18 protein-coding genes and 4 tRNA genes are annotated in these 22704 nt (G+C 61.6%); 5 read left to right on the top strand and 17 right to left on the bottom strand.

What is annotated here, in order from left to right; translation table 11 throughout:
- Positions 1-579: 579 nt before the first annotated feature.
- The 5 genes from JOZ06_RS16660 to JOZ06_RS16640 form a co-directional block, all read right to left on the bottom strand.
- Positions 580-1656 carry an alanine/ornithine racemase family PLP-dependent enzyme gene (locus JOZ06_RS16660; protein ID WP_293234454.1) on the bottom strand — a complete coding sequence of 359 codons (1077 nt, stop codon included), beginning with the start codon at positions 1654-1656 and terminating at the stop codon, positions 580-582.
- A 147-nt stretch (positions 1657-1803) separates the two neighbouring features.
- A tRNA-Glu gene (locus JOZ06_RS16655) sits at positions 1804-1878 on the bottom strand.
- A gap of 7 nt (positions 1879-1885) precedes the next feature.
- Positions 1886-1962 (bottom strand) — tRNA-Arg (locus JOZ06_RS16650).
- Between the two features lie 5 nt (positions 1963-1967).
- Positions 1968-2042, bottom strand: a tRNA-Glu gene (locus JOZ06_RS16645).
- 9 nt (positions 2043-2051) lie between these two features.
- A tRNA-Arg gene (locus JOZ06_RS16640) sits at positions 2052-2128 on the bottom strand.
- Positions 2129-2269: 141 nt separating this feature from the next.
- Here JOZ06_RS16640 and JOZ06_RS16635 point away from each other — a divergent pair.
- Positions 2270-3661 carry an exonuclease domain-containing protein gene (locus JOZ06_RS16635; protein WP_293234452.1) on the top strand — a complete coding sequence of 464 codons (1392 nt, stop codon included), beginning with the start codon at positions 2270-2272 and terminating at the stop codon, positions 3659-3661.
- Between the two features lie 27 nt (positions 3662-3688).
- Here JOZ06_RS16635 and JOZ06_RS16630 read toward each other — a convergent pair whose 3' ends face one another.
- The 6 genes from JOZ06_RS16630 to flhB all read right to left on the bottom strand — a co-directional run bounded on the left by JOZ06_RS16630 (position 3689) and on the right by flhB (position 10826).
- Entirely contained in the window at positions 3689-4438 is a 750-nt protein-coding gene (locus JOZ06_RS16630; RefSeq protein WP_293234450.1) for a flagellar motor protein, read from the bottom strand.
- Between the two features lie 63 nt (positions 4439-4501).
- On the bottom strand, positions 4502-5257 hold the full coding sequence (locus JOZ06_RS16625) for an RNA polymerase sigma factor FliA (RefSeq protein ID WP_293234448.1): 756 nt from the start codon (positions 5255-5257) through the stop codon (positions 4502-4504).
- On the bottom strand, positions 5257-6129 hold the full coding sequence (locus tag JOZ06_RS16620; protein ID WP_293234446.1) for a flagellar synthesis regulator FleN: 873 nt from the start codon (positions 6127-6129) through the stop codon (positions 5257-5259). Before JOZ06_RS16620 ends, JOZ06_RS16625 begins: the two co-directional genes overlap by 1 nt.
- A complete protein-coding gene (flhF, locus tag JOZ06_RS16615; protein WP_293234444.1) occupies positions 6126-7562 on the bottom strand; it encodes a flagellar biosynthesis protein FlhF in 1437 nt (478 codons plus the stop codon). Before flhF ends, JOZ06_RS16620 begins: the two co-directional genes overlap by 4 nt.
- Before the next feature lie 6 nt (positions 7563-7568).
- On the bottom strand, positions 7569-9623 hold the full coding sequence (gene flhA, locus JOZ06_RS16610; protein WP_293234442.1) for a flagellar biosynthesis protein FlhA: 2055 nt from the start codon (positions 9621-9623) through the stop codon (positions 7569-7571).
- 36 nt (positions 9624-9659) lie between these two features.
- Positions 9660-10826 (bottom strand): flagellar biosynthesis protein FlhB, encoded by a 1167-nt coding sequence (gene flhB, locus JOZ06_RS16605; RefSeq protein ID WP_293234440.1) that lies wholly within the window; start codon positions 10824-10826, stop codon positions 9660-9662.
- Positions 10827-10978: 152 nt separating this feature from the next.
- On the opposite strand from flhB, the gene JOZ06_RS16600 reads away from it, so the two are divergent.
- Complete coding sequence (locus JOZ06_RS16600; RefSeq protein ID WP_293234438.1) at positions 10979-11773, top strand: thymidylate synthase; 795 nt, start codon at positions 10979-10981, stop codon at positions 11771-11773.
- Positions 11770-12258, top strand: coding sequence for a dihydrofolate reductase (locus JOZ06_RS16595; protein ID WP_293234436.1), 489 nt, complete (start codon positions 11770-11772; stop codon positions 12256-12258). The genes JOZ06_RS16600 and JOZ06_RS16595 overlap by 4 nt, the downstream gene beginning before the upstream one ends.
- On the opposite strand, the gene JOZ06_RS16590 is transcribed toward JOZ06_RS16595, so the two are convergent.
- The 3 genes from JOZ06_RS16590 to JOZ06_RS16580 form a co-directional block, all read right to left on the bottom strand.
- Positions 12255-12929 (bottom strand): GntR family transcriptional regulator, encoded by a 675-nt coding sequence (locus JOZ06_RS16590; protein ID WP_293234434.1) that lies wholly within the window; start codon positions 12927-12929, stop codon positions 12255-12257. The genes JOZ06_RS16595 and JOZ06_RS16590 overlap by 4 nt on opposite strands.
- A 238-nt stretch (positions 12930-13167) precedes the next feature.
- Positions 13168-13875, bottom strand: a complete 708-nt coding sequence (ubiG, locus tag JOZ06_RS16585) for a bifunctional 2-polyprenyl-6-hydroxyphenol methylase/3-demethylubiquinol 3-O-methyltransferase UbiG (RefSeq protein ID WP_293234432.1) — start codon at positions 13873-13875, stop codon at positions 13168-13170.
- Positions 13872-15194: a TRZ/ATZ family hydrolase gene (locus JOZ06_RS16580; RefSeq protein ID WP_293234430.1), complete on the bottom strand. Its 1323-nt coding sequence runs from the start codon at positions 15192-15194 to the stop codon at positions 13872-13874. The genes ubiG and JOZ06_RS16580 overlap by 4 nt, the downstream gene beginning before the upstream one ends.
- 237 nt (positions 15195-15431) lie before the next feature.
- Here JOZ06_RS16580 and JOZ06_RS16575 point away from each other — a divergent pair, with 237 nt between their 5' ends.
- Entirely contained in the window at positions 15432-18251 is a 2820-nt protein-coding gene (locus JOZ06_RS16575; protein ID WP_293234428.1) for an EAL domain-containing protein, read from the top strand.
- Between the two features lie 6 nt (positions 18252-18257).
- Here JOZ06_RS16575 and JOZ06_RS16570 read toward each other — a convergent pair whose 3' ends face one another.
- The 3 genes from JOZ06_RS16570 to JOZ06_RS16560 form a co-directional block, all read right to left on the bottom strand.
- The gene (locus JOZ06_RS16570; protein ID WP_293234426.1) at positions 18258-19553 is read right to left on the bottom strand and encodes a sensor domain-containing diguanylate cyclase; all 1296 of its coding nucleotides are present in this window, start codon (positions 19551-19553) and stop codon (positions 18258-18260) included.
- Positions 19554-19609: 56 nt separating this feature from the next.
- Positions 19610-20383, bottom strand: coding sequence for a hybrid sensor histidine kinase/response regulator (locus tag JOZ06_RS16565; RefSeq protein WP_293234424.1), 774 nt, complete (start codon positions 20381-20383; stop codon positions 19610-19612).
- A gap of 283 nt (positions 20384-20666) precedes the next feature.
- Positions 20667-22346 carry an acid phosphatase gene (locus JOZ06_RS16560; RefSeq protein WP_293234422.1) on the bottom strand — a complete coding sequence of 560 codons (1680 nt, stop codon included), beginning with the start codon at positions 22344-22346 and terminating at the stop codon, positions 20667-20669.
- 196 nt (positions 22347-22542) lie between these two features.
- On the opposite strand from JOZ06_RS16560, the gene JOZ06_RS16555 reads away from it, so the two are divergent.
- Positions 22543-22704 (top strand): hypothetical protein, encoded by a 162-nt coding sequence (locus JOZ06_RS16555; protein ID WP_293234420.1) that lies wholly within the window; start codon positions 22543-22545, stop codon positions 22702-22704.

The raw sequence follows: 22704 nt of genomic DNA, 5'->3' as shown, positions 1-22704 counted from the left end.
AACTCAAGCGGCTATCGAAAATCAGCCGGCGCACGTCGGGGTTGGGGTGGGTTTGCCGCGGTTCGCACAAGACCGAAATCAGTGTCAGTAACTGCTGCTGACGCAGACGGCGGTTTGTCGGGGTGGAAGGAAGTGCATTAACATCGTAGATAGCCATGCTCGCTCCTTGTGAGAGTGGGTTTGGTTAGCGGGCTCGGCGGTGCTCTAACACCCCGGGCCCGCGCCTTTGGCAATGTTCCGCCCAAAGCCCCACCAGATTAGTTTGCTCAACGGAAAACGGCAATTGGGCAGGTTGTCCGTAAATTCTGAAAGTAAAAAAGCGGGTAAGGCGGGAGTAAAAGCAAAACCTTCACGGCGGGAGTAAAAGCGCGTCCCCACTCCCGCTTTTAAGGTGTCGCCGTTACTCCCGCAGTGGCAGCTCGCTCCGGCTTAACGGCGGGAGTCAAAGCAAACCCTTAACGGCGGGAGTAAACGCCCGTCCCCGCTCCCGCTTTCAAGGTGTTGCCGTTACTCCCGCAGTAGCGCGCCGCGCAAGCGTCACGGCGGGAGTAGACGCCAGCCCCACTCCCCACTCCCGCATTAGTAGCGATAAACCTTTTCAATGTAGTCCGAGGTCATGCAGGCCAGCACGCCGCCATAGCCGAGCGAAAATGCGATGCTGTCGCCGACCTGGTAGCGCTTGCTCGCTTCGGTCAGATCGAGAATCAGATGGTCGCTGCTGCCGCCGATGATGCGGATGCCGGCATCATGGGGAGTGAGGTCGGCGAGCGCGACATCCTGTTTGCCCAGCGCGCACAGCGCGCGGCTGCGGATGCCGTAATCCTCGAAGACCGGCTTATGGCCGAAGGCGTCTAACGCCGTCGAGTTTTCCGGTACCGAGGGCTTGTTCTTCAGCTCGATGATTTCCGCTTCGAGCCAGAGGGTGTCTTGCATCAGGCCGGGGATGGGATTGTCGTTCAGGCCAATGCCCATCAAGAGCGAGGCGCCGAGCCGCAGCTGGTTCATGCCGGCGGGCAGGGTGCCGTCGAGCAGCATGAAGGATGCCGCCGAATTGCAGCCTGAGACGATCGGGCAGTCGCAGGACAAATCGCGCCGAATGCGCTGGGCGATCGCCACCAGCCGTTGCTGGTTTTGCGGCGAGGGCGCGACACCGCCGTAGCACGCCAGATTGGCGCCGATGCCGGCCAACTCGAGGTGGGGGAGCTGTAGGACCAAGCGCGCGAGTTCCTGCGTTTCGGCTTCGTCGTAACAGCCTTCGCGCAGATCCCCCAGGTCTTGCATGACGATCACTTTGTGCGTGCGGCCCGCCCGGCCGGCCGCGGCGGATAGCGCCCGCAACGTCACGGCTTCCGAATTGAGCGAGATCTCGCTGTGGCGCACGGTTTCACCGGCCTGCTGGGGAGAGGGCAATCGCAGCAACAGCCGTGGCAAGCCGCAGTCTTCCAGGCGCGCGAGGTTGTCCAGGCGCGAATCGGCGATCCAATCGACGCCGGCTTCGCGCATCACTTGCGCCACCTCCGGCGAGCCGCGCAGCAACTTGACCACGCCGGCCACGGCAATGCCGGCATCGTGGCAGCGCTGTACCATCACACGGGTGTTGTGGCGGATTTTTTCCAGGTCGATAAACAGGCAAGGCAGATGGGTATTACCGTACATGAGAAACCCCTTTGTGCGTATGGAATTAGGGTACGCCCATCAAAATACGGCATAAATGATGATTTTCTAATTTACAGATAGTGGAAAATATAACTATCGCGGACAAACGAAAAAGGCTTCCATTGCTGGAAGCCTATCGTGTCAAGCTGGCGTCCCCACGGGGAATCGAACCCCGGCCGCCGCCGTGAAAGGGCAGTGTTCTAACCGCTAAACTATAGGGACTGAATTTTGGCGCACCCGGAGCGATTCGAACGCCCGACCCTCTGGTTCGTAGCCAGATACTCTATCCAACTGAGCTACGGGTGCAAAACTGGCGTCCCCACGGGGAATCGAACCCCGGCCGCCGCCGTGAAAGGGCAGTGTTCTAACCGCTAAACTATAGGGACTGAATCTTGTGGCGCACCCGGAGCGATTCGAACGCCCGACCCTCTGGTTCGTAGCCAGATACTCTATCCAACTGAGCTACGGGTGCGCTGTAAGAGAAGGGGATTCTAGCGAGGCAGTCCTTCGGTGTCAAGGAATATAGGAATTTTTCCCTTCAGGCAGTAAAATAAACTTCTTGAAACTATTCGCGCTGCCAGCTTCCCGCCGACCGCTCTCCCGAATGTCATCGATGCCTTTTTCCCGTCCTTGTGCCATTGTCGACCTTGAAACCACCGGGGGCCACCTCGCGCGTGACCGCATCACCGAAATCGGGCTTATCCTGATCGACGGCGACCGGGTCGAACGCTTCGATTCCCTGATCAATCCCGGTCAGCCTATCCCGGCTTTTATCCAGAATATGACCGGCATCAGCGACGACATGGTCGCCGGCGCGCCGAGTTTTGCCGACCTGGCCGAGACGATCAAGCAGCGGCTAGCCGGCCGTCTGTTGATCGCGCATAACGTTCGCTTCGATTACGGCGTGTTGAAAAACGAGTTCAAGCGTGCCGGATTGCGGCTGCAAAGCGAGACGCTGTGTTCGGTCAAACTGTCGCGCACGCTTTATCCGCACGAGTACAAGCACAATCTGGACGCGGTGATGGCGCGGCACGATATCGTGCTGCCCGAGCGGCACCGCGCGTTGGCGGACGCGGAGGCGGTCTACCGCTTTCTGCTGGCGGCCGGCGCGGCGCTCGGGCAGGAGACGGTCGCCGCCGCCGCCGAGGCCTTGCTGGGGCAGAGCGCGCCGCCGGCCGGCATGGACGCCGAGACTTTCGACGCCTTGCCGGACGTCCCGGGGGTCTATTGTGTTTACGACCGCGGCGGCTTGCCGCTCTATGTCGGTCACGACAACAACTTGCGCCGGGGGGTGCTCGCCCATTTCTCTCCAGGACATGGCAAAGCCTTGCAACTGGCCGAGCAAGCCGGCCGCATCGAATGGCACGAGACCCTGGGCGAGTTCGGTTCCGCGCTGCTCGACATCGTGCTGTTGAAAACCCTGCGGCCGCGGCTCAATGCCAAAGGACGGATGGCGAGCGAGGTTTGCACCGTGGGGCTCGTGCCGGGCGAGGATGGCTTCTTGCGGCCCGAGATCGTTCATGGCGGCGTGCTGCCATCCAGCGGCGCCACGCCGCACTATGGTTTGTTCCGCACGCCGCGCGACGCCAAGAAGGCGCTCAAGGAGCTTGCCCAGTCACAAGGGCTATGTCAGTGGGTGCTGGGCGTCGAACGGGTTACCAGCCGCAAGGGACAGCCCTGTGACGGCCGTGGCGCCGGACGCTGCCAGGGCGCCTGCATCGGCCGCGAGTCGGCGGCGGCGCACAACGCGCGGTTGCAGTCGGCGCTGGCGCGGCTGGCAGAGCGAGACTGGCCGTATCCGGGCGCGGTGGCCATCGTCGAGCGCGACGAGGTCAGCGGCCTGGTGGCCGAGCATCACTTCGATCGCTGGTGTTATCTAGGCAGTCGCGACGGCGGCAGCGTTGCGCCGTTGAAGGGGCCGGTATTGATGGACCCCGACATGGTGAAACTGCTGACGGGATATTTCAGAAAGCCGGCGGCGGGGACACTCGTCAGACCGGCCTGAACCGGCGCGGAGAACCGCGCCGCGCGGTCATTCGTGCATGGCCAGGAAGCCGCGCAACCGCGTTTCGATGATGCGCGGATTTTCGCCGTTGGCGATGGCGACGATGCCCTCGACCACCAGTTCCTTCATCGCCACTTCGCTGGAAATGATGTTTTTCAGTTTGTTGGCGATCGGCAGAAACAGCAGGTTGGCCGAACCCACGCCATAGACCGTGGCCACGAAGGCGACGGCGATACCGGCGCCGAGCTTAGACGGATCGGTCAGGTTTTCCATCACGTGAATCAGGCCGAGCACCGCGCCCAGAATCCCCAGCGTCGGCGAGTAGCCGCCGGCCGATTCCCAGATCTTGGCCGCTTGGCGGCGCGCATGTTCGAACATGGTGATCTCGACTTCCATGACGCTTCTCAGCGTATCCGGCTCGCCGCCGTCGACCAGCATTTGCAGCGCTTTGCGGGTAAACGGATCTCGCTGCATGTTGACGAACCCCTCGAGCGACAGCAGGCCGCCGCGGCGGGCGCTTTGGCTCCAGTTCACCACCTCGCGGATCATGCTTTCGTGGTTGAATGCCGGCGGGACGATCACCCAGCGCAGCATGCGCAGGCCGGTGACGAATTGCTTGGGTGTGCTTTGCAGCATGACGGCACTGAGTGTGCCGCCGATGACAATCATGAAGGCGGTCAGTTGCAGCAGGGAGGAGACGTTGCCGCCTTCCATGGCCTGGCCGGCAATAATGGCGGAAAAGCCGCCAATGATAGCGATGATGCTGATCTTGTCCACGAGCCTGATCCGATATTGTTCGTTATAGTTATTGCTTGTCTGCGTTTTACCCTAGAGTCGGCTTTAAAGCCAGTCTTTTAGCTTTGCCCGCAACCGCACGATCGCCTGACTGTGCAGCTGGCTGACTCGGGATTCCGATACGCCCAGCACGGCGCCGATTTCCTTCAAGTTCAGTTCTTGTTCGTAATACAGCGCCATCAACAGCTGGTCGCGCTCCGGCAACTGCGTGATGGCGTCGATCAATGATTGGCGGAAATCACCGTCCGACAGCGTGGCGAGCGGGTCGGGGCTGCTGCTGTCGACGAGGCTCGACAGGGCGGCCAGCGGATCGCCGTCGTCGTCGGTGAAATCCTCGTAATGCAATAGGGTCAGTCCCTTGCATTCGCCTAAGAGTTCTTGGTAATCGGCCAAGGGCATCGCCATTTCGTCGGCGATCTCCGATTCGAGCGGGCTGCGGCCGAACCGCTGCTCCAGCGTGTTGATCGCTTCTTCGATCTGTTTGGCGTGGCGGCGCGCCTGGCGCGGCATCCAGTCTTCCCGCCGCAGCTCGTCGAGCATCGCACCGCGCACCCGTTGACTGGCAAACGTTTCGAATTGCACGCCCTGACTGGGATCGAACTGGCGCGCGGCATCGATGAGGCCGATGATGCCGACCTGGATCAGATCGTCGAGCTCGATGGACGCCGGCAGACGCGAAATCAAGATACCGGCGATTTTTTTGACCATCGGGGCATACTGGGTGATGTCCAGGATCAGGTCGCCGCCATGCGCGGCGGGATGGTAGCCCGCCGCTACTTTGGATGGCATTTGGTTGGTCATCAGACGGCTCCCTCGCTTTCCGCCCAGTCTCTCGACGCGGCAATCAGCATATCCATGTACCCAGTATTATTCTGTATTACATCTGTTGTATGCCATTGTGGCAGCACAGCGGCCAATTGGGCAAAGGCAATGCTGGATTCGCTTTGCGGAAACGCCTCGGTGGAGGGGCGGTGCAGTGCCAGACTGCGGCGTACCGCGCTGTCTTCGGGCACGAAACCGACCCAGCGCAGCGCGACGGTGAGAAACTCGCCGGCGACCGACGACAGCCGAGCGAACAGCTCGCGCGCTTCCTCCAGGTGGCGGGCGCGATTGACCAGCACGTTAAAGCAGGTGCGGCCATATTGGGTGGCAAGGCGCTTGATGGTGGCATAGGCCATGGTCAGCGATTCCGCCTGCGGTGTCAGCACCAGCACCAGATTGTCGGCGACGCAAGCCGGAACGGGGTCGATCGCCGGATTGGGAACGTCGATCAGCAACGCCGTGGCGTCGCGCTCCTGCGCGGCGAATTCCGCGCCCAGCCGCAACCACAGTTGGGACGAGAAGAGCGCGCGCTCTTCCGGCCTAGCGTACAGATTGACCAGAACCACGCCTTGGCGCGACCGCGCCGTCATTTCTTCCAAGCCATTCATGCTGATGACCTGGGTCTCCAGCGTGGCCGTGGTCGGCACGCCAAGCCGGCGCGCAATATGCTGCCCTTCGCGGCAGTCGACCACCAGCGGCTGGCCGCCGGCATAGGCCACGCCCACCGCGAGCTCCGTCACCAGCGTGCTCGTGCCCGAGCCTTCCGAACCGATGAAGGCGAAGCTCGGGGCGCGTGCCGGCCGGGCATTGAGGCGGCGCAGACTGGCGGCTTGATCTTGCTGCAACATCATAACCAGCCCGCCTGCGCCGCGTTGAGGATCTGCAGCTCGTCATTCTGCATGGTGAACGGCGAGCTGGAGTAGGGGGCTTTGAGCGCGCGGTCGACCAGAAACGTGCCGTGCGCATTGTGCAAGTCTTCCGGCACGCGCTGGCCGTTGGTGATATAGCACACCTTCAGGCGATTGCGGATCACGATGTCCAAGCTCGCGCCGAGCGACACGCTTTCATCGATCTTCGACAAAATGCAGCCTGCAAGGCCTTGACCCTGGTAATTGCGCACCACGTCTTCCAGCGTGTGGCCATCGGCGTTGGCCGCCATGACCAGGATGCGTTCCACGGGACGGTCCATGGCGGCGAACATGCCGATCTGGCTCGCCACGCGCGCGTCGCGCTGCCCCATGCCGACCGTATCGATGAAAATGATATGGCGCGTGGACAAATCGGCCAGCGTCAATTGCAGATCACCCTCGTTCTGAATCGAGAATACCGGCACGCCGAGGATTTTACCGTAGATGCGCAACTGATCCTGCGCGCCGATCCGATAGCTGTCGGTGGTGATCAGCGCCACGTGCTGAGGGCCGAACTTCATCGTGGCGCGCGCCGCGAGCTTGGCTACCGTGGTGGTCTTGCCGACGCCGGTCGGTCCGACCAACGCGTAGATGCCGCCGCGCTGCATGATTTCGTTATCGGCTTCGGCGCAACGCAGATTGTGCAGCAGCGCCGAACGGGCCCACTTGAGCGCGGTGTCGCCGTTGTACTGCCCCGGCAGCTTGTCGATCAATTGACGGATCAACGTCGAGCTGAGCCCGGTGGACAACAGATGTTTGAACAGCTCGATACGGTTGGGCGCGCGCCCTTCCATGTCGTTCCAGGCGAAGCTGGCAAGCTGGCTTTGCAACAGGCTGCGCAAAAGCTTGATCTCGTCGCCGATTTCCTTCAGCTCGGTGGCCATTTCGTTGGTTTCGGCCTCGGCTTGCGCCACGGCGGCCATCCGCTGGCTCACCTCACGCACGGCCGTGCGCGGCGGCGGCTCCTGCTGCGGCGCGCTTTGGCGCAGGGTCGGCGGCACGGCGCGCGCGGCGGGCGTATCCATCGGGGGCTGCGCATAGACGGGGGCGGCTTGGCGCGGCGGCTCCGGCCGCGCGACGGGGGCCGGGGGGGCGGCCAGCGGCTCGACCGGCATGGCGTAGGTGCGCGCCAGCGCTCGGTTGACGGCGGTGCCGTGTGTGGGCGACGGCGCATTACGCGGCGGATGACGGCTGCCGGACGAGGTCGACAGCGTGGAGGCCAGGTTGGCGACGTCGGCGTCGGCCACGGCCATGATCTCGACGCCGCCGCCCTGTGTCGGGCGGTTCGACAGGATCAGGGCATCCGCGCCCAGTTCTTCACGAACTTGGCGCAGTGCGTCGCGCGTGGTCTTTCCGAAGTACTTTTTCACCACCATCTGTCGTTAACCCTTGTTGCCTCCAATGACGGCAATTATACGAATTGATTTATTATCCGGTATCTCATTATGCGAAATTACCCGCAACTGTGGCAGGGGGCGGCGTAAAAAACGTGCCAATAGCGGTCTGAGCGCCGGCGGCGTCAGCAAAACCGGATTGAAGCCTTGTACTTCGGCATGCTCCGATTCCTGCGCCGCGCTGGCGAGCAGATTTTCCGCGAGTCCCGGCTCCAGTCCGCCGCCCGCCTTGGATTGCACCGCCTGCATCAGAACGTTTTCCAGCGCCGGATCGAGCGTCAACAGCGGCAGCTCGGTTTCTCCCGGGAACAATTGCTGGACGATGACCCGTCCCAACACGGTGCGCACCGCCGCCGCGAGTTCGTCGATATCCTGCGTGGTGGCGAGGTGGTCGGCCAGCGTTTCGACGATCGAGCGCATGTCGCGGATGTGAATCCCCTCGGACAGCAACTGCTGCAATACTTTTTGCAAGGTGCCGATCGGCACCACCTTGGGCACCAGGTCCTCGACCAATTTGGGCGAATCCTTGGTCAAGTGGGTGATCAGCGCCTGTACTTCTTCCCGGCCCAACAGCTCGGCCGCATGGGTGTGCAGCAGGTTGGAGATGTGCGTCGCCACCACGGTGCTGGTGTCGACGACGGTATAGCCCAAAGCTTGCGCCTCTTCGCGCTTGGCGGCGTCGATCCATACCGCCGGTAAGCCGAAGGCCGGATCCGTGGTGTTCATGCCGATCATTTCACCCAATACTTTGCCGGGGTTGATGGCCAGCATTTGGTTGATGAAGGCTTCGCCCCGGCCGATTTCGACGCCCTTGAGCAGAATGCGATAGGCGTTGGGCTTGATTTCCAGGTTGTCGCGGATATGCACCGCCGGCACCAGGAAGCCCAACTCCTGGGCGATCTTTTTGCGGATGCCGCGGATGCGCCGCAGCAGTTCGCCGTCCTGGTTGCGGTCCACCAGCGGAATGAGACGGTAGCCGACTTCCAGACCAAGCTGATCCACGTGCTGCACGTCGCTCCAGCTGACTTCGGCCGTCGGCTGTTCGCGCGCGACGCGCGACGCGGCCTCGGCTTTTTGCTCCGCCTGCCGCGTCGCTACTTCGCGCTTGGACATCTGCCGCGCCAGCGTCGCCAAGAGGGTGGCGATCAGCAGGAAGGCGAAGTGCGGCATGTTGGGAATGATGCCGATCATGCCGATCACGCCGGCGGTGATGTTGAGCACGCGCGGCTGAGTGAACAGCTGCCCCAACAGCATTTCGGACAGGTCTTTGTCGGTGCCGACGCGCGACACGACGATACCGGCGGCGGTGGAGATGATCAGCGCCGGGATCTGCGCCACCAGACCGTCACCGATGGTCAGCAGCGTATAGGTGGTGGCGGCGTCGCCGACGGCCAGGTCGTGCTGCACCACGCCGACAATCAAGCCGCCGACGATATTGATCAGAATGATCATGATGCCGGCCATGGCATCGCCGCGCACGAACTTGGAGGCACCGTCCATGGCGCCGAAGAAGTTGGCTTCCTCGGCGATGGTGGAGCGACGCTTGCGCGCTTCGTCCTCGCCGATCAGGCCGGCGTTGAGGTCGGCGTCGATGGCCATCTGCTTGCCGGGCATGGCGTCCAAAGTGAAGCGGGCGCTTACTTCAGCGATACGTCCGGCGCCCTTGGTGATCACCACGAAGTTGATGATGGTGATGATCACGAATACCACGATACCGATGGCGACGTTGCCGCCCACCAGGAAGCGGGCAAACGATTCGATCACGTGGCCGGCCGCCGACGGGCCGGTATGGCCGTTGAGCAAAATGATCCGCGCCGAGGCGACGTTGAGCGACAAGCGCAACAGCGTGGTAATCAGCAGGATGGCGGGAAAGGCGGAAAAATCCAGCGGCTTGCGCACGTTGACGCCAACGAGCAGCACGATGACCGATACCGCGATGTTGAACGTGAAGAAGATGTCGAGCAGGAGCGGCGGCAGTGGCAGGACCATCATCATCAAGATCAGGATGATGAGAATCGGTCCCGCCAGGGCCGAATAATTCACTTTTTTTAAAAAATCTAGGAAATTGTCCATGCCTGATTATTCGCTCGCGCCAGGCGCCGCATCATGCTGGCGTTTGCTTTGTGGGTCAAGATCCGCCGGGACCTCGATTTGATCGGGATAAACCGGCGCCAGGCCGCCGTTGATCTCGTACAGCTTCAATTGATGCACGTAAGCCAGCACCTGGGCCGCCGCGGCATAGAGCCGCGCTGGGATCTCGTCGCCCGGTTCTGTGTTGAAATACAGCGCACGGGCGAAGCTCGGCACGCGCATGATGGCCACGCGATGCTCGTGCGCCAAGTCGATGATCTTTTCCGCCAAGAGCAGCGAACCCTTGGCCACCACCTGCGGCGCGCGCATGCCTTCCTTGTATAACAACGCCACCGCGTAATGGGTTGGGTTGGTGACGATGACGTTGGCGGTCGGCACGGCCTGCATCATGCGCCGGCGTGCCGCTTCTCGCTGCATCTGGCGGATCTTGCCCTTCACCTCGGGCGAGCCTTCTTGTTCCTTGTATTCCCGCTTGACCTCTTCCTTGGTCATGCGCAGCTTCTTGTGATAGCTCCACAATTGGAAGGGCACGTCGATGGCGACGAGCAGGATCATGGCGCCGGCGATGATGAAGAAGTCGTGAATCATCATGTCGAGCAGCTTGAAGATGCCTGACTCCAGCGGCATCTGGCCAAGGCTGATGATCTCCTGGCGCTGGTTCCAGATCACCAGGGTGCCGACGCCGCCTATCAGCACGGATTTGAGGATCGCTTTGACCGCCTCGGTCAGCGCGTTGAGCGATACCATCCGTTTGATGCCGCCGAGCAGTTTGAATTTGCCGAAGTTGGGCTCGATCGCCTGCGTGGTGAAATTCCAGCCGCCGACCAGCATCGGCACGAATAAGGCCACCAGGAAGAGGGTGGCCAGCATGGGCGCGAGTTGCCACAGGCTGCCGAAGATGGCGTCCTTGAATCGTTCCAGCATGGTGTCGGGCGAGACCGCCGCGGCATGGTCGAAGGTCAGCGTGCGCCGCGCCAGCTCCATGACGTAATGCGACAGCTTGCCGCCTTGCGTCATCAGCATGGCCACGCCGGTCATGGTGAGGGCAAAGGTCGACAGTTCGCGCGAACGCGGGACGTTACCTTGGGAACGTGCCTGCTCCAGCCGTTTGCCGGTTGCTGCTTCTGTTCGTTCGAGGTCTGAATCTTCGGCCATTGTCGCGCTTCAAGGCATCAGAGGGATTTTCCCCCGGGATGTTATCGTATTTAAGGTGTGGGAAGCTACTTTCAGAATAGGGCGACTCTAGTCGCGCTTGCCTCGGATTCGGTACAATCGAAGCGTTTTGCCATCCCATCGTCAGAGGCCCCATGAAACAGTATCTGGACTTGATGCAGCACGTGCTGGCGCACGGTCAGGACAAATCGGACCGTACCGGCACCGGTACCCGATCGGTGTTCGGTTATCAGATGCGCTTTGATCTGAGCGAGGGGTTCCCGCTCGTGACCACTAAAAAACTGCACCTGAAGTCCATCGTCCATGAGTTGCTGTGGTTTTTGTCCGGCGATACCAATATCCGTTATCTGAAGGAAAACGGTGTGTCGATCTGGGACGAGTGGGCCGATGAGCACGGCGATCTGGGGCCGGTGTACGGATACCAATGGCGTAGCTGGCCCACGCCGGACGGCGGCAAGATCGATCAAATCGCCCAGGTGGTGGAGATGATCCGCCGCAATCCGGATTCGCGCCGGTTGATCGTGTCGGCCTGGAATCCGGCGCTGGTGGAGCAAATGGCGCTGCCGCCTTGCCATTCGCTGTTTCAGTTCTACGTTGCCGGCGGCAAGCTGTCGTGTCAGTTGTATCAGCGTTCGGCGGATATTTTCCTCGGCGTACCGTTCAATATCGCCAGCTACGCGCTGCTGACCCAGATGGTGGCCCACGTTTGCGGCCTGCAGCCGGGCGACTTCGTGCATACGCTGGGCGATGCCCATCTCTATAGCAATCACTTCGAGCAGGCGCGCGAGCAGCTAGCGCGCGCGCCGCGGCAGCTGCCGGTCATGCGCATCAATCCGGCGGTGACCGACTTGTTCGCCTTCCGCTTCGAGGATTTCGTCTTGGAAGGCTACGACCCGCATCCGCATATCAAAGCGCCGGTGGCGGTATGACGAGGCCGCTTTTGAGCTTGGTGGCCGCCATGGCCGCCGACCGCGTGATCGGCGTCGATAACCGCCTGCCGTGGCGTTTGCCGGAAGATCTGCAACATTTCAAGGCGTTGACGCTCGGCAAGCCGGTAATCATGGGGCGCAAGACCTATGAATCGATCGGCCGCCCGTTGCCGGGCCGGCGCAACATCGTGGTGACGCGCCAGCGCGATTGGCGCGCCGATGGCGTGGAAACCGCGCACGGCGTGGATGAGGCGCTGAGCTTGGCCGGCGATGTGGACGAGGTGTGTCTGATCGGCGGCGCCGAGTTGTATGCGCTGGCGCTGGCGCGAGCCGACCGTCTGTTGTTGACCGAGATCGACCTTACGGTGGCTGGCGATGCGTATTTTCCCGAGTTTCTATCGGCTGGCTGGCGCGAAACGGCGCGCGAAGCGCTCGTCAGCGCCGGCGGCGTGCGCTTCGCATTCGTCGAATACCGCCGTGGCTAGCGGCCCCCGCGGCCTTGCAGCGCCTCGGCCGACGCCTGCGCCAACTGGCTATAGCCGGCGCCGAAGTCGGTCACCATGCGGTGCAGCCGCGCCACATCGCGTTCGATCACCACTTTGAGCAGGTCTTCCAGGAAACGGTGGGTGCGGGCGATTTGCGTCTGGCCGGCGCGCAGGATGGCGTACAGGCAACGTTGCGTCAGCGGGAATAGATCGGCAAGCGCGTTGCTCAGATAGCGGTTGTCGGCATAGAGGTAAAGCGTGCGCAGGAAGTCCATGCCGTGCTGATAGAAACCTTGCAGATCGCCTTGGCGCTGGCACTGGTCCATCTGCGTCATCAGCTCGAAAAAACCGGCCAGGTCGTCGTTCTTCCAATTCTGCGCCAGATTGCACACCACGTGATCGAACAGCATGAGCCACAGTTCGAAGAAATCTTTGACGTCGCGCGGGGTGATGCTGGCCACCACGGCGCCGCGGCGCGGAAAAATATCCACCAGGTGCCGCCGCTGCAAGATCAGCAAGGCCTCGCGCACAGAACCGCGGCTGACTTCCAGCTCGGCGGCGATGCGCAGCTCTTGAATCCGTTCGCTGGGCTTCATTTCTCCCAAGATGATGCGTTGTTCGAGGTATTGGGCAATTTGTTCGGTCAGCGAATCGTTGGCCTTGAATGACATAACGGCTCCCGCTTACAGGTCGTGGTGCAATGCAGTTTATTTATAATATATTAAATAAAATTATATTGTTTGTTTGTCAAACAATGGACAATCATTCTACCTGGATGACAACTGATAGGGCGAGCGAAAAATCGGCGATGCGCGCCCGCGTGTGATCTGGCGCAAGGGAAGATGGCGCGAGGAGGCGGGTTTGGGCGTATTGCCGGTGGCGAATACGCCCAAACCGACGCGGCGGAAATTAGACCGCGCGGCGCGTGGCGATCAGATAGTTGACCATGGTGTCGCCGCCAAGCGAATAGATCTTGGCGAGCGGGTTGTAATGCATGCCGGTCAGCTCGACCAGCTCCAGGTCTTGCTGACGCAGCATCCGCGACAGCTCGGACGGCTTGATGAAGCGTGCATAATCATGCGTCCCGCGCGGCAGCATGCCTAGCAGGTATTCGGCGCCGATGATCGCTTGCATATAGGCCATCGGGTGACGGTTGAGCGTGGAAAAGAATACCCAGCCGCCGGGTTTGACCAATTGGGCGCAACTGGCGATCACGCTTGACGGCGACGGCACGTGCTCAAGCATTTCCATGCAGGTGACCACGTCGTACTGCGCCGGTTCGGCCGCCGCCAGCGCCTCGACCGGCACGCAGCGGTAATCGACCGCCACGCCGGACTCCAGACTGTGCAGCTGCGCCACCTTGAGCGATTTTTTCGCCAGGTCGATGCCGCACACCGATGCCCCCGCCTGCGCCATGCTCTCGGCCAAAATGCCCCCGCCGCAGCCGACATCCAGCACCTGCTTGCCGGCAAGTTTCGCGTGGCCGTCGATAAAACCGAGCCGCAGCGGGTTGATGTCGTGCAACGGTTTGAACTCGCTCTCGCGGTCCCACCACTTGTGTGCCAGCTCGCTGAATTTCTCCAGCTCGCTTTCGTCGACGTTGATATCCATGCTCATTTGGTACTCACGATACGGTGGCGCCAGTCCTCTGCCTTGGCCTTCAGCGCGCTTTCATCCAGAGTCAGCAGTTTACGCTCGCTCATCAGCGATTGTCCTTTGACCCATACGTGGCTGACTTGTTCGCGGCCAGCGGCATATACCACATGCGAGATGGGGTCGAAGGCCGGCGCGGTTTCCAGTGCCGATAGATCGATGGCGATGACGTCGGCCTGCTTACCGGCTTTCAGGCTGCCCGTGCGATCGTCGATGCCGAGCGCCTTGGCGCCGTTGAGCGTGGCCATGCGCAACGCCACCGCGGCGGGCACCGCCGTCGGATCGAGCGTGCCGACTTTGGCCAGCAGCGCGGCCAGCCGTGTCTCGGCCAGCATATCGAGCTTGTTGTTGGAGGCGGCGCCGTCGGTGCCAATGCCGACATTGACCCCGGCGGCCAGCATTTGCGGGATCGGCGCGATGCCGGAGGCGAGTTTCATATTGGACGACGGATTGTGCGCCACCGAAATGCCATGGCTGGCGGCGAGCTCGATCTCTTCGGGCGACAGGTGCACCATGTGCGCGGCGATCAGGCGCGGCGACAACAAGCCCAGCGCTTTGAGGCGCGACAGCGGCCGCTGATGATATTCCTTGAGGCTGGTGTCCACCTCGCCGCCGGTTTCGTGGATATGGCAGTGGATCAGCATGTCTTCCTGTTCGGCCAGGGTGACCACTTTTTGGAAGGTTTCGTCGCTGACCGTGTAGGGCGCGTGCGGCGCCAGGGTGAACGTCACCAGCTCCTCGCCAAGGAATTCGCGCCGTTCCGCCAGCGCCTTGCTCAGATAATCATCGGCGGTGACGGCGTAGTTGGTGGGGAATTCCAGAATCGAGCAGCCGACGAAAGTACGTACCCCCGCGGCCAGCCCGGCGCGCGCCATGGCGCCGTGGAAAAAATACATGTCGTTGATGGTGGTGGTGCCGCAGCGGATCATTTCCGCCATGGCAAGCCTTGCGCCGTCGAACACGAAGTCGTCGCGCACGTGTTTGCCTTCGGCCGGCCAGATATAGCCGGTCAACCAGTCCATCAGCGCCATGTCGTCGGCCAGGCCGCGCAAAAGCGTCATGGCGGAGTGGCCATGCAGGTTGATCAGACCGGGCATCAGGACATGGCTGTCGAGCTTGACGTGACGGGTGGCGGGCAGCGAGGCGGCCTGCGCGGCGGGTAGAATCGCCTCGATCACGCCATCGCGGATGGCCAGAGCATGGTTCTCCAGCACCTCGCCGTCTTTTTCGACGGTGATCATCCAGCGCGCTGTCACTACAAGGTCATAAGTCTTGTCAGCCATGTTATCGATCCAGAATAGAAAATGAACCGATTGTAGGCATTAGCCTAAAGCAAGGCAATCCAATGGCCTGTCAATACGACGGTATTTCTGTCTTTGCGGAAATTTCGTCAAGTTATAAATAAAAAGACATAACGACAAACTAAGTTAAATAATGATGTATGTGTATAATTTACTGAAAGATGATCGACATTATTCAACCACCCGCCTTGATGGGTGATTTGGACGGACTGAGATCGCATGACAACGTCGAACGTAAAAGCCGGTTTTTCCGCCGTACTGTCGTTGCGCACTGTATTTCTGATCGCGGTCCTGCTGGGGGTGTTGATCCCGGTGGTGTTGATCGGCGCCCTGACCTTGAATTTGCAGCGCGAAACAGCCACCGCGGCGCTGGCCACCGATGAGCGCCGCGTGCTGGATATTTTGGCGCTTGGCATGCAGGAGCCGTTATGGAACCTCAGCCGGCAGTCGGGCGCGCCGCTGATCGAATCGGTCATGGACGATCCGCGCGTGGTGTCGATCCGCGTGACCGATACCCAGTCGAACACCGTTTTCCTCTCTTCCATGCGCAGCGACCGCGCCATCGGCTCGGTATCGGTGCTGCAAAAGCCGGTGATCTACCGTGGGGAGGAAATCGGCCTCGTCACCATCGTCTTCGATACCGAGCATTTGGCCAATCAGCTCAAGAGCGACCTGCAGCACATGGTGATGACGCTGTTGGCGCAGATCGTGTTGTCGATGCTGTTGATCATGGCGTTGTTGCATTCCCGTTTCCTGCGACCGATCCGTGAATTGACGCACCAAGCCACCCAGCTGGCCGAGCTCAAGCTCGAGGGGCATTTCGATTGGGCGCGCGGCGACGAAATCGGCCGTTTGGGACGCCATTTGGAATGGACGCGCTCCGAGCTCAAGCGTCTGTTCGATGAGTTGCGTGCCAAGACCATCGCGCTTGAGGCCGATATCGCGCGCCGGCGCGAAATGGAAGAGGCGTTGCGCCGCTCGGAAACCAAATACCGCGAGTTGTTCTGGTCCAATCTCGACGGCATCGTCATCAGTTCCCTCGATGGCCAGGTCATCGATGCCAATCCGGCTTTTCTCAATCTGATGTGTTACAGCCTCGACCAGCTCAAGCTGCAAAATTTCTGGTCGTTGGTGGCGCAAGAGAGCGAGGCGCTCGAACACTTCAACCTGGACAACAAGGTGCTGCGCTTCGGCTACTGCGACGAATTCGAGGCCTCCTATCTGAACCGTTTCGGCAACCCGGTGCCGGTGAGCGTCAAGACGGTGGCGATGCGCGATTCGAGCGGCCGCATCAACGCGGTATGGCGCATGGTGCGCGACATTTCCGAACGTCGGAGCGCCGAGGAACGCATGCAGCTGGCGGCCAAGGTGTTCGAGAACACGACCGAAGGCATCATGATCACCGATGGCGATTTGCGCATTCGCATCGTCAACCGCGCGTTCAGCGATATCACCGGGTACAGCCAGCAGGAAGTGCTGGGGCAAAAGCCGAGCATTTTGTCGTCGGGGCGGCATGAGAACGCTTTCTACACACAGATGTGGCAGCAGTTGGGCAGCCAGGGGTTCTGGCAGGGCGAGATATGGAACCGGCGCAAGAACGGCGAAATCTACCCCGAATGGCTGGCAATCAATGTGGTGAAGAGCGCGTTGGGCGAGCTGACCCATTACGTGGCGATATTCAGCGATCAGTCGGAACGGCGCGCCGCCGACGAACGCATCCAGTTCCTGGCGCACTTCGATGTGCTCACTGGTCTGCCCAACCGCGCCCAATTGCAAGACCGCACAGAACTCGCCATCACCGCCGCCGGGCGCGACAACCTGCACCTGGCGCTCTTGTTGCTCGACCTGGACCGCTTCAAGACCATCAACGAGTCGCTCGGCCACTCGGCCGGCGACACGCTGCTGCAGGTCGCCGCCGACCGCATCAAGTCGGTGCTGGCGCCGGGGCAGATGGTGGCGCGCCAGGGGGGCGACGAATTCATTATCATGCTGCCCGCGATCGTCGATCCCGGCGAGGCGGCCGTGGTGGCCGAACGCATCATCCATGCCTTCGCGCCGCCGGTCGATCTGCATAATCATTCGATCAGCATCACCCCGTCGATCGGCATCAGCATCTACCCGGAGGACGGCCACGACTTCGACATGTTGGTGCGCAACGCCGACGCGGCGATGTATCACGCCAAGTCGTTCGGCCGCAACAGCTTCAAGTTCTATACCGCCGACCTCAATGCCCGGGCGCACGAGATTCTGGCGATCGAGAGTCAGCTGCGCTTCGCGCTCGACCGCAACGAATTTATGTTGCATTACCAGCCGCAGGTCGATATGCGCTCCGGGCGCATCGTCGGCGCCGAGGCGCTGATCCGCTGGAACCACCCCGCGCTGGGCTTGCTCGGACCGAACCGCTTCATCGACGTGGCCGAGGAACGCGGCTTTATCGTGCAACTGGGCAATTGGGTGATTCGCGAGGCGTGCCGGCAACTGGCCGCTTGGCGCTCCGCGGACCTGCCGGAAATTTCGCTAGCGATCAACCTGTCGGCGCTACAGTTCCGCCAAGCCGAGCTCGTGTCGACGCTGGAGCGTGCGGTATCGGCCAACGGCCTGCCCGGGCGGGCGTTGGATATCGAGGTGACCGAAAGCGTGGTGATGGAGGACGTCGATTCCACCGAGCAAACCATCGATGCCATCAAGCGCATGGGCATGCAATTGTCGATTGACGATTTCGGCACCGGTTACTCCAGTCTGTCCTACCTCAAGCGCTTCAAGGCCGATAAGCTGAAGATCGACCGCTCCTTCGTGCTGGATATTCCGGAAGACAGCGACGATTGCGAAATCGCCAAGGCGGTCATCAACATGGCCCAGACGCTGAATATGAAGGTGGTGGCCGAAGGGGTGGAAACCATCGAGCAGTGGCAGTTCCTGCTGGCCGAGGGGTGCGATCTGGTGCAAGGCTACTTGCTGGCCAAGCCGCTGCCCGCGGCCGAGTTTGCCGTGCTGCTTGGACAAGGGGTGCTGATGCCGACCAAGGACACGGTGGCTTAGGAGACCCTAAACGGTCTCCAAACGATTGCGGCCGCGGTCTTTGGCGCGGTAAAGCGCTTCGTCGGTGCGCGATAGCACCTGGTCCGGGTTTTTGTCATCCGCGCGCAGCGTGGTGAGCCCCAGGCTGATGCTGAAGGGGATGCGCTGTTTGCCGATTTCCAGCGGATGCGTCTCCACCCAGCTACGCAGTTGCTCGCCCAGTTCGCGCGCGCCTTCCAGCGGCGTGTCCGGCATCAGAATGGCGAACTCCTCCCCCCCCAGCCTTCCCAGCAAGTCGGTTGCGCGCAGGCGCTGCTGGCACGCTCGGCTGAAATACTGCAGCACGGCGTCGCCGGTGCTGTGTCCCCAGTGATCGTTGATGTGCTTGAAGTGGTCGAAATCGAGCATCAGGCAGCATGCCTGCGTGCCATAGCGCCGCACGCGCGCCAGTTCCTGCTGCATGCGTTCCAGAAACGGCCGGCGGTTGGCCACACTGGTGAGCGGGTCGGTGTTGGCGAGCCGGGTGAGTTCTTCCTCGATGCGCAGGGTTTCGGTGATGTCGTTGATGTGGGCGATGAAATACAGCGGCTGGCCCATGTCGTCACGTACCAGCGAGATGGCGACGCGGCAGCGCAGGACGCGGCCGTCCTTGTGTAAATAGCGCTTCTCGATGTTGGCTTGATGGAGGCCGCGGCGCACGGCCATGCGGATCAGCCTCGTCATGCGCGCGCGGTCCTGCGGATGGGTGACGGTGCTCAGCCGCTTGCCTTCCAGCTCGGCGCGCTCATAGCCGAGCAGATGGCTGCCATGGGGATTGATGCGCAGGATGATGCCGTTGATGTCGATCATCGCCATGCCGGCCGTGGCGTGTTCGAACGCCAAGCGGAAGCGCTCCTCGCTGGCCCATAACTGCTGCTCGGTGGTTTTGCGCGCGTGAATATCGATGGCGATGAGTCCCGTGGCGTACAGATGGCCGTGATGGTCGCGTATCGGGAACTTGACCGAGAGGAAATGCCGCTTTTGTCCATCCACCCAGGCCATTTCCTCGACGGTCAGCGCCTGGCCTTGCTGTTGCACCCGCAGATCGTTGGCGCGAAAGGCGGTGGCGATGTCGGAGGGGAAGAGCTCGGCGTCGGTATGGCCGATGAAGTGGGCGAGCGGGTGGTGAAACAGCTGGCCGTATTGCGGATTGACGTAAAGATAGCGGCCGTCCAGGTCTTTCACGCCGATGACGTTGATCGAGTGCTCGGCGATGGCGCGGAACAGGGCGTCGTATAGCTCGGGGTTCAATGCCTGGATCGATTGATCGCCGGAGGTGGTCATGGTCGAGGCCTAGTCGGCATTGAACATAAGGGCAGTATAGGAGAGTTTCGAATTTGTTACAGATCGAGACGTTTCTGGATCTGTCCCAGTGTTTCCTCCAAGTCGGCGATGAGTCTATCGGTCAAGTCCGACAGGTCCGGCGCAGCCTGCCGCGCGGCTTGTTCCACCGCGAGGCTCCGCGCGTGCAGGCCGCGGGCGGCAATGCTGGCCGCCATGCCTTTGAGGCTATGCGCGAGGCCAGCCAGCGTGGAAAGGTCTTGTTGCGCGAGAGCCGCGCGCAGTTCACGGGGGAGACCGCTGTTGCTGTGCAGAAACGTGCGCAACAGTTGGCCGACGAAGACCGGCTGGCTGGCGTACCGTTCCTCCAAGGCCTGCCAAGGCGACGCGGGCGCCCTCTCCTGCGAGGGTGGGGCCTGGGTCTTGCGGGCATGGCGCAGGATGCGGGCGACCATCAGCTCGCGCTCGATCGGTTTGGCGATGTGGTCGACCATGCCCGCCGCCAGACAGCGGGCGCGGTCTTCCGGCTGATCGCCGGCGGTTTGGCCGACGATCGGCAGGGCGGGGGCGAGGGCGCGCAGTTGGCGCGCCGCTTCCAAACCGTCCATGACCGGCATCTGAATGTCGATCAATGCCAAGTCGAAATAGCCGGCGCCATGTTGACGCAGCCGTTCGACCGCCTCGCGGCCGTCGGCCGCCAGCTCCCAGCGCGCGCCCTCGCTGTGCAGCATGTCCTCCAGCACCATTTGGTTGATCTGGTTGTCTTCCGCGACCAGGAGCGTCAGCCCCGCCAGCCTGCCCACGGCGGATGGCATGTCCAATTCGTTCGTCATCGTGTTTTATCTTGATACTGATGAATTGAATATAGTGGAAAAAATAAAAAGCCTGCCATAGGGCGGGCTGAGGGTGTTGACAAACCCTTGCTCGCGAAGCGAGCACCCCCTCTCAGGGAGAGGGCGAGGGGAGAGGGAATCGATGGGCAGGCTGCGAAATCAGTCAGTTGCCACTAAGGCCCGGCTTTGCCGGGTCCTCCGCAACCGCTGCAAACCACTAAATCAACAGCCTGAGCCCGCCATCGGGCGGGCTCAAACCGGCGGGCTTAGGATGCCGCGTGGGTCAGATCGACAGCGCGTTGGTCAAATCGCCCGGCCCGGGTTTGCCTTGCGCGGCGAATGCCTCGTCACGCAGCTTGATGCCTTCCAGCTTCGGCAGATCGAACACGCGCGTGATCAGGCGCAGGATCGACGTGGTGTCGTAGAAGGTGTGGTCAACGTGGCCTTTGCGCGCGAACGGCGACACGACGATGGCCGGAATGCGCGAGCCGGGACCGAAGCGATCGCCTTTCGGCGGCGCGACGTGGTCCCACCAGCCGCCATTTTCGTCGTAGGTGATCACAACCACCATGTGCTTCCATTGCGGGCTGTTCTTCAGATAGCCGAGCACGTTGGCGACGTGGCGGTCGCCCGATTCGACGTCCGAGTAGCCGGCGTGCAGGTTGAGGTTGCCCTGCGGCTTATAGAAGGCCACGGCCGGCAGTTTGCCGGCTTCGATGTCGGCCAGGAAATGATTCGACATCGGGCTGTCGCCTAGGCCGGCATCGCGCAGATGCTGGGCGCGCGCCGCGGTGCCGGGGGCGTAGCGCTGGAAATAGTTGAACGGCTGGTGATGGTATTGGAAATTCGGCGCGTCCGGTCCGCCCTTGCCATCCAGCGCGGCTTGCCAGGCGCCGGCGTACCAGGTCCAGCTGACGCCCTTATGCGACAGCAGATCGCCGATGGTGTCGTGCGTCTGCGGCGGCAGGGTATTGGGGTTTTGCGGATCGGCAAGCTTGGGGTCGCCGCCTTGGGCCGGCGGGATGTAGCTCGGCTGGTAGGGCGGCGCCATGGTGTTGACGGCGTAGTCGTCCGGCGAGATGGCGCCGTTGTTGACGAATTTGGGCTGGCCGCCGAGCGCCGAGGCCGGGCTGTCGGCCGCCGGTTTCAGATGCCAGCCGGTCGGGCCGTCCTCCAGCACCGCGATCTTGCCTTTGGCCGGACTATTGGCGGCATTGGGGTAGACCGGCGCGCGAGCACAAGCAAGGAACTGGTGGTTGAGAAACGAGCCGCCGAAAGCCGCCATGAAGAAGTTGTCGCACAGCGTGTATTCCTGCGCGATGCGCCACTGGTTGAGATTTTGGGCGCTATCGGCGTAATAACCCATCGTCAGCGCGCCGGAGTCGGCCCAGGCGACGAAGCCGTCGTTCTTGCCGCCGTTGATCTGCATCTGGTTTTGGTAGAACACGTGCCACAAATCGCGGGTGACCACCGCCTGCGGCAAGAGCGCGCCCTCGGCGTCCTTGAGCGGGAACGGCGCATTGGCGAGGCCGGTGATCTTATCCTCGCCGATCAAATAGTACTTGCCGGCGACCGTTTGCCCCTTCTGCACCAAACCGCCCCAGATTTTCGGCAAGGTCGGCAGCACGGTGACGCCATCGCGGTCTTTTTGCTGATAGACCTCGGTGGGCACGGCGGACAACGGATGGCGCACGCCGGGAAAATCGCCGAACAGGTTGTTGAAGCTGCGGTTTTCCAGATAGATCACCACGATATTCTTGACGTGCGCTTTGAGGCGCGCGTCAAGCGCGCCGCCGGCGACGATGGCCGGCGCCGCGGCGGCCTCGGCGTCTTGCGACCAGACGGCCGGCATGACGCTCGCCACGCCTAATGCGGCGGCGGTTTCGAATAATTTGCGCCGCGACGGATCGGCGGGCTGTTCAGTGGAAAGATCGATTTGTTTGTTGTCGGGCTTCGATGTCATAAGCAAGGACTCCGCTAATACCAATTTTATTGGTATGGTTATTATGCCACTTAACTATGGCCGAGCTTACCGTAAATAGATGACAAAAATCGGTCAAGGCCAGCGGGGGCGCCTATACGGATTTATGCATATTTTATATTTTGTCTTCTATGCTCAAGAGACTGCCGTTTGTAGACGGCATGATGAGGAGAAGACCATGGGCCTTTATAGCCATTTGCTGAATCACGATGCACCCGAGCAAACCGCTATGGTGCCGCAGGATGCGTGGGCGCGGCGCCAGCAACTGCTGCTGGCACGCTACCTGGCGTTTACGCGCCCGAAAGGGCATGGGCTTCTGCGATGGTGGCGTAAACGGTAG

The organism is Paludibacterium sp. (assembly GCF_019232825.1).
Lineage (GTDB): Bacteria > Pseudomonadota > Gammaproteobacteria > Burkholderiales > Chromobacteriaceae > Paludibacterium.
This window is presented reverse-complemented; position numbering and strand designations above follow the sequence as displayed.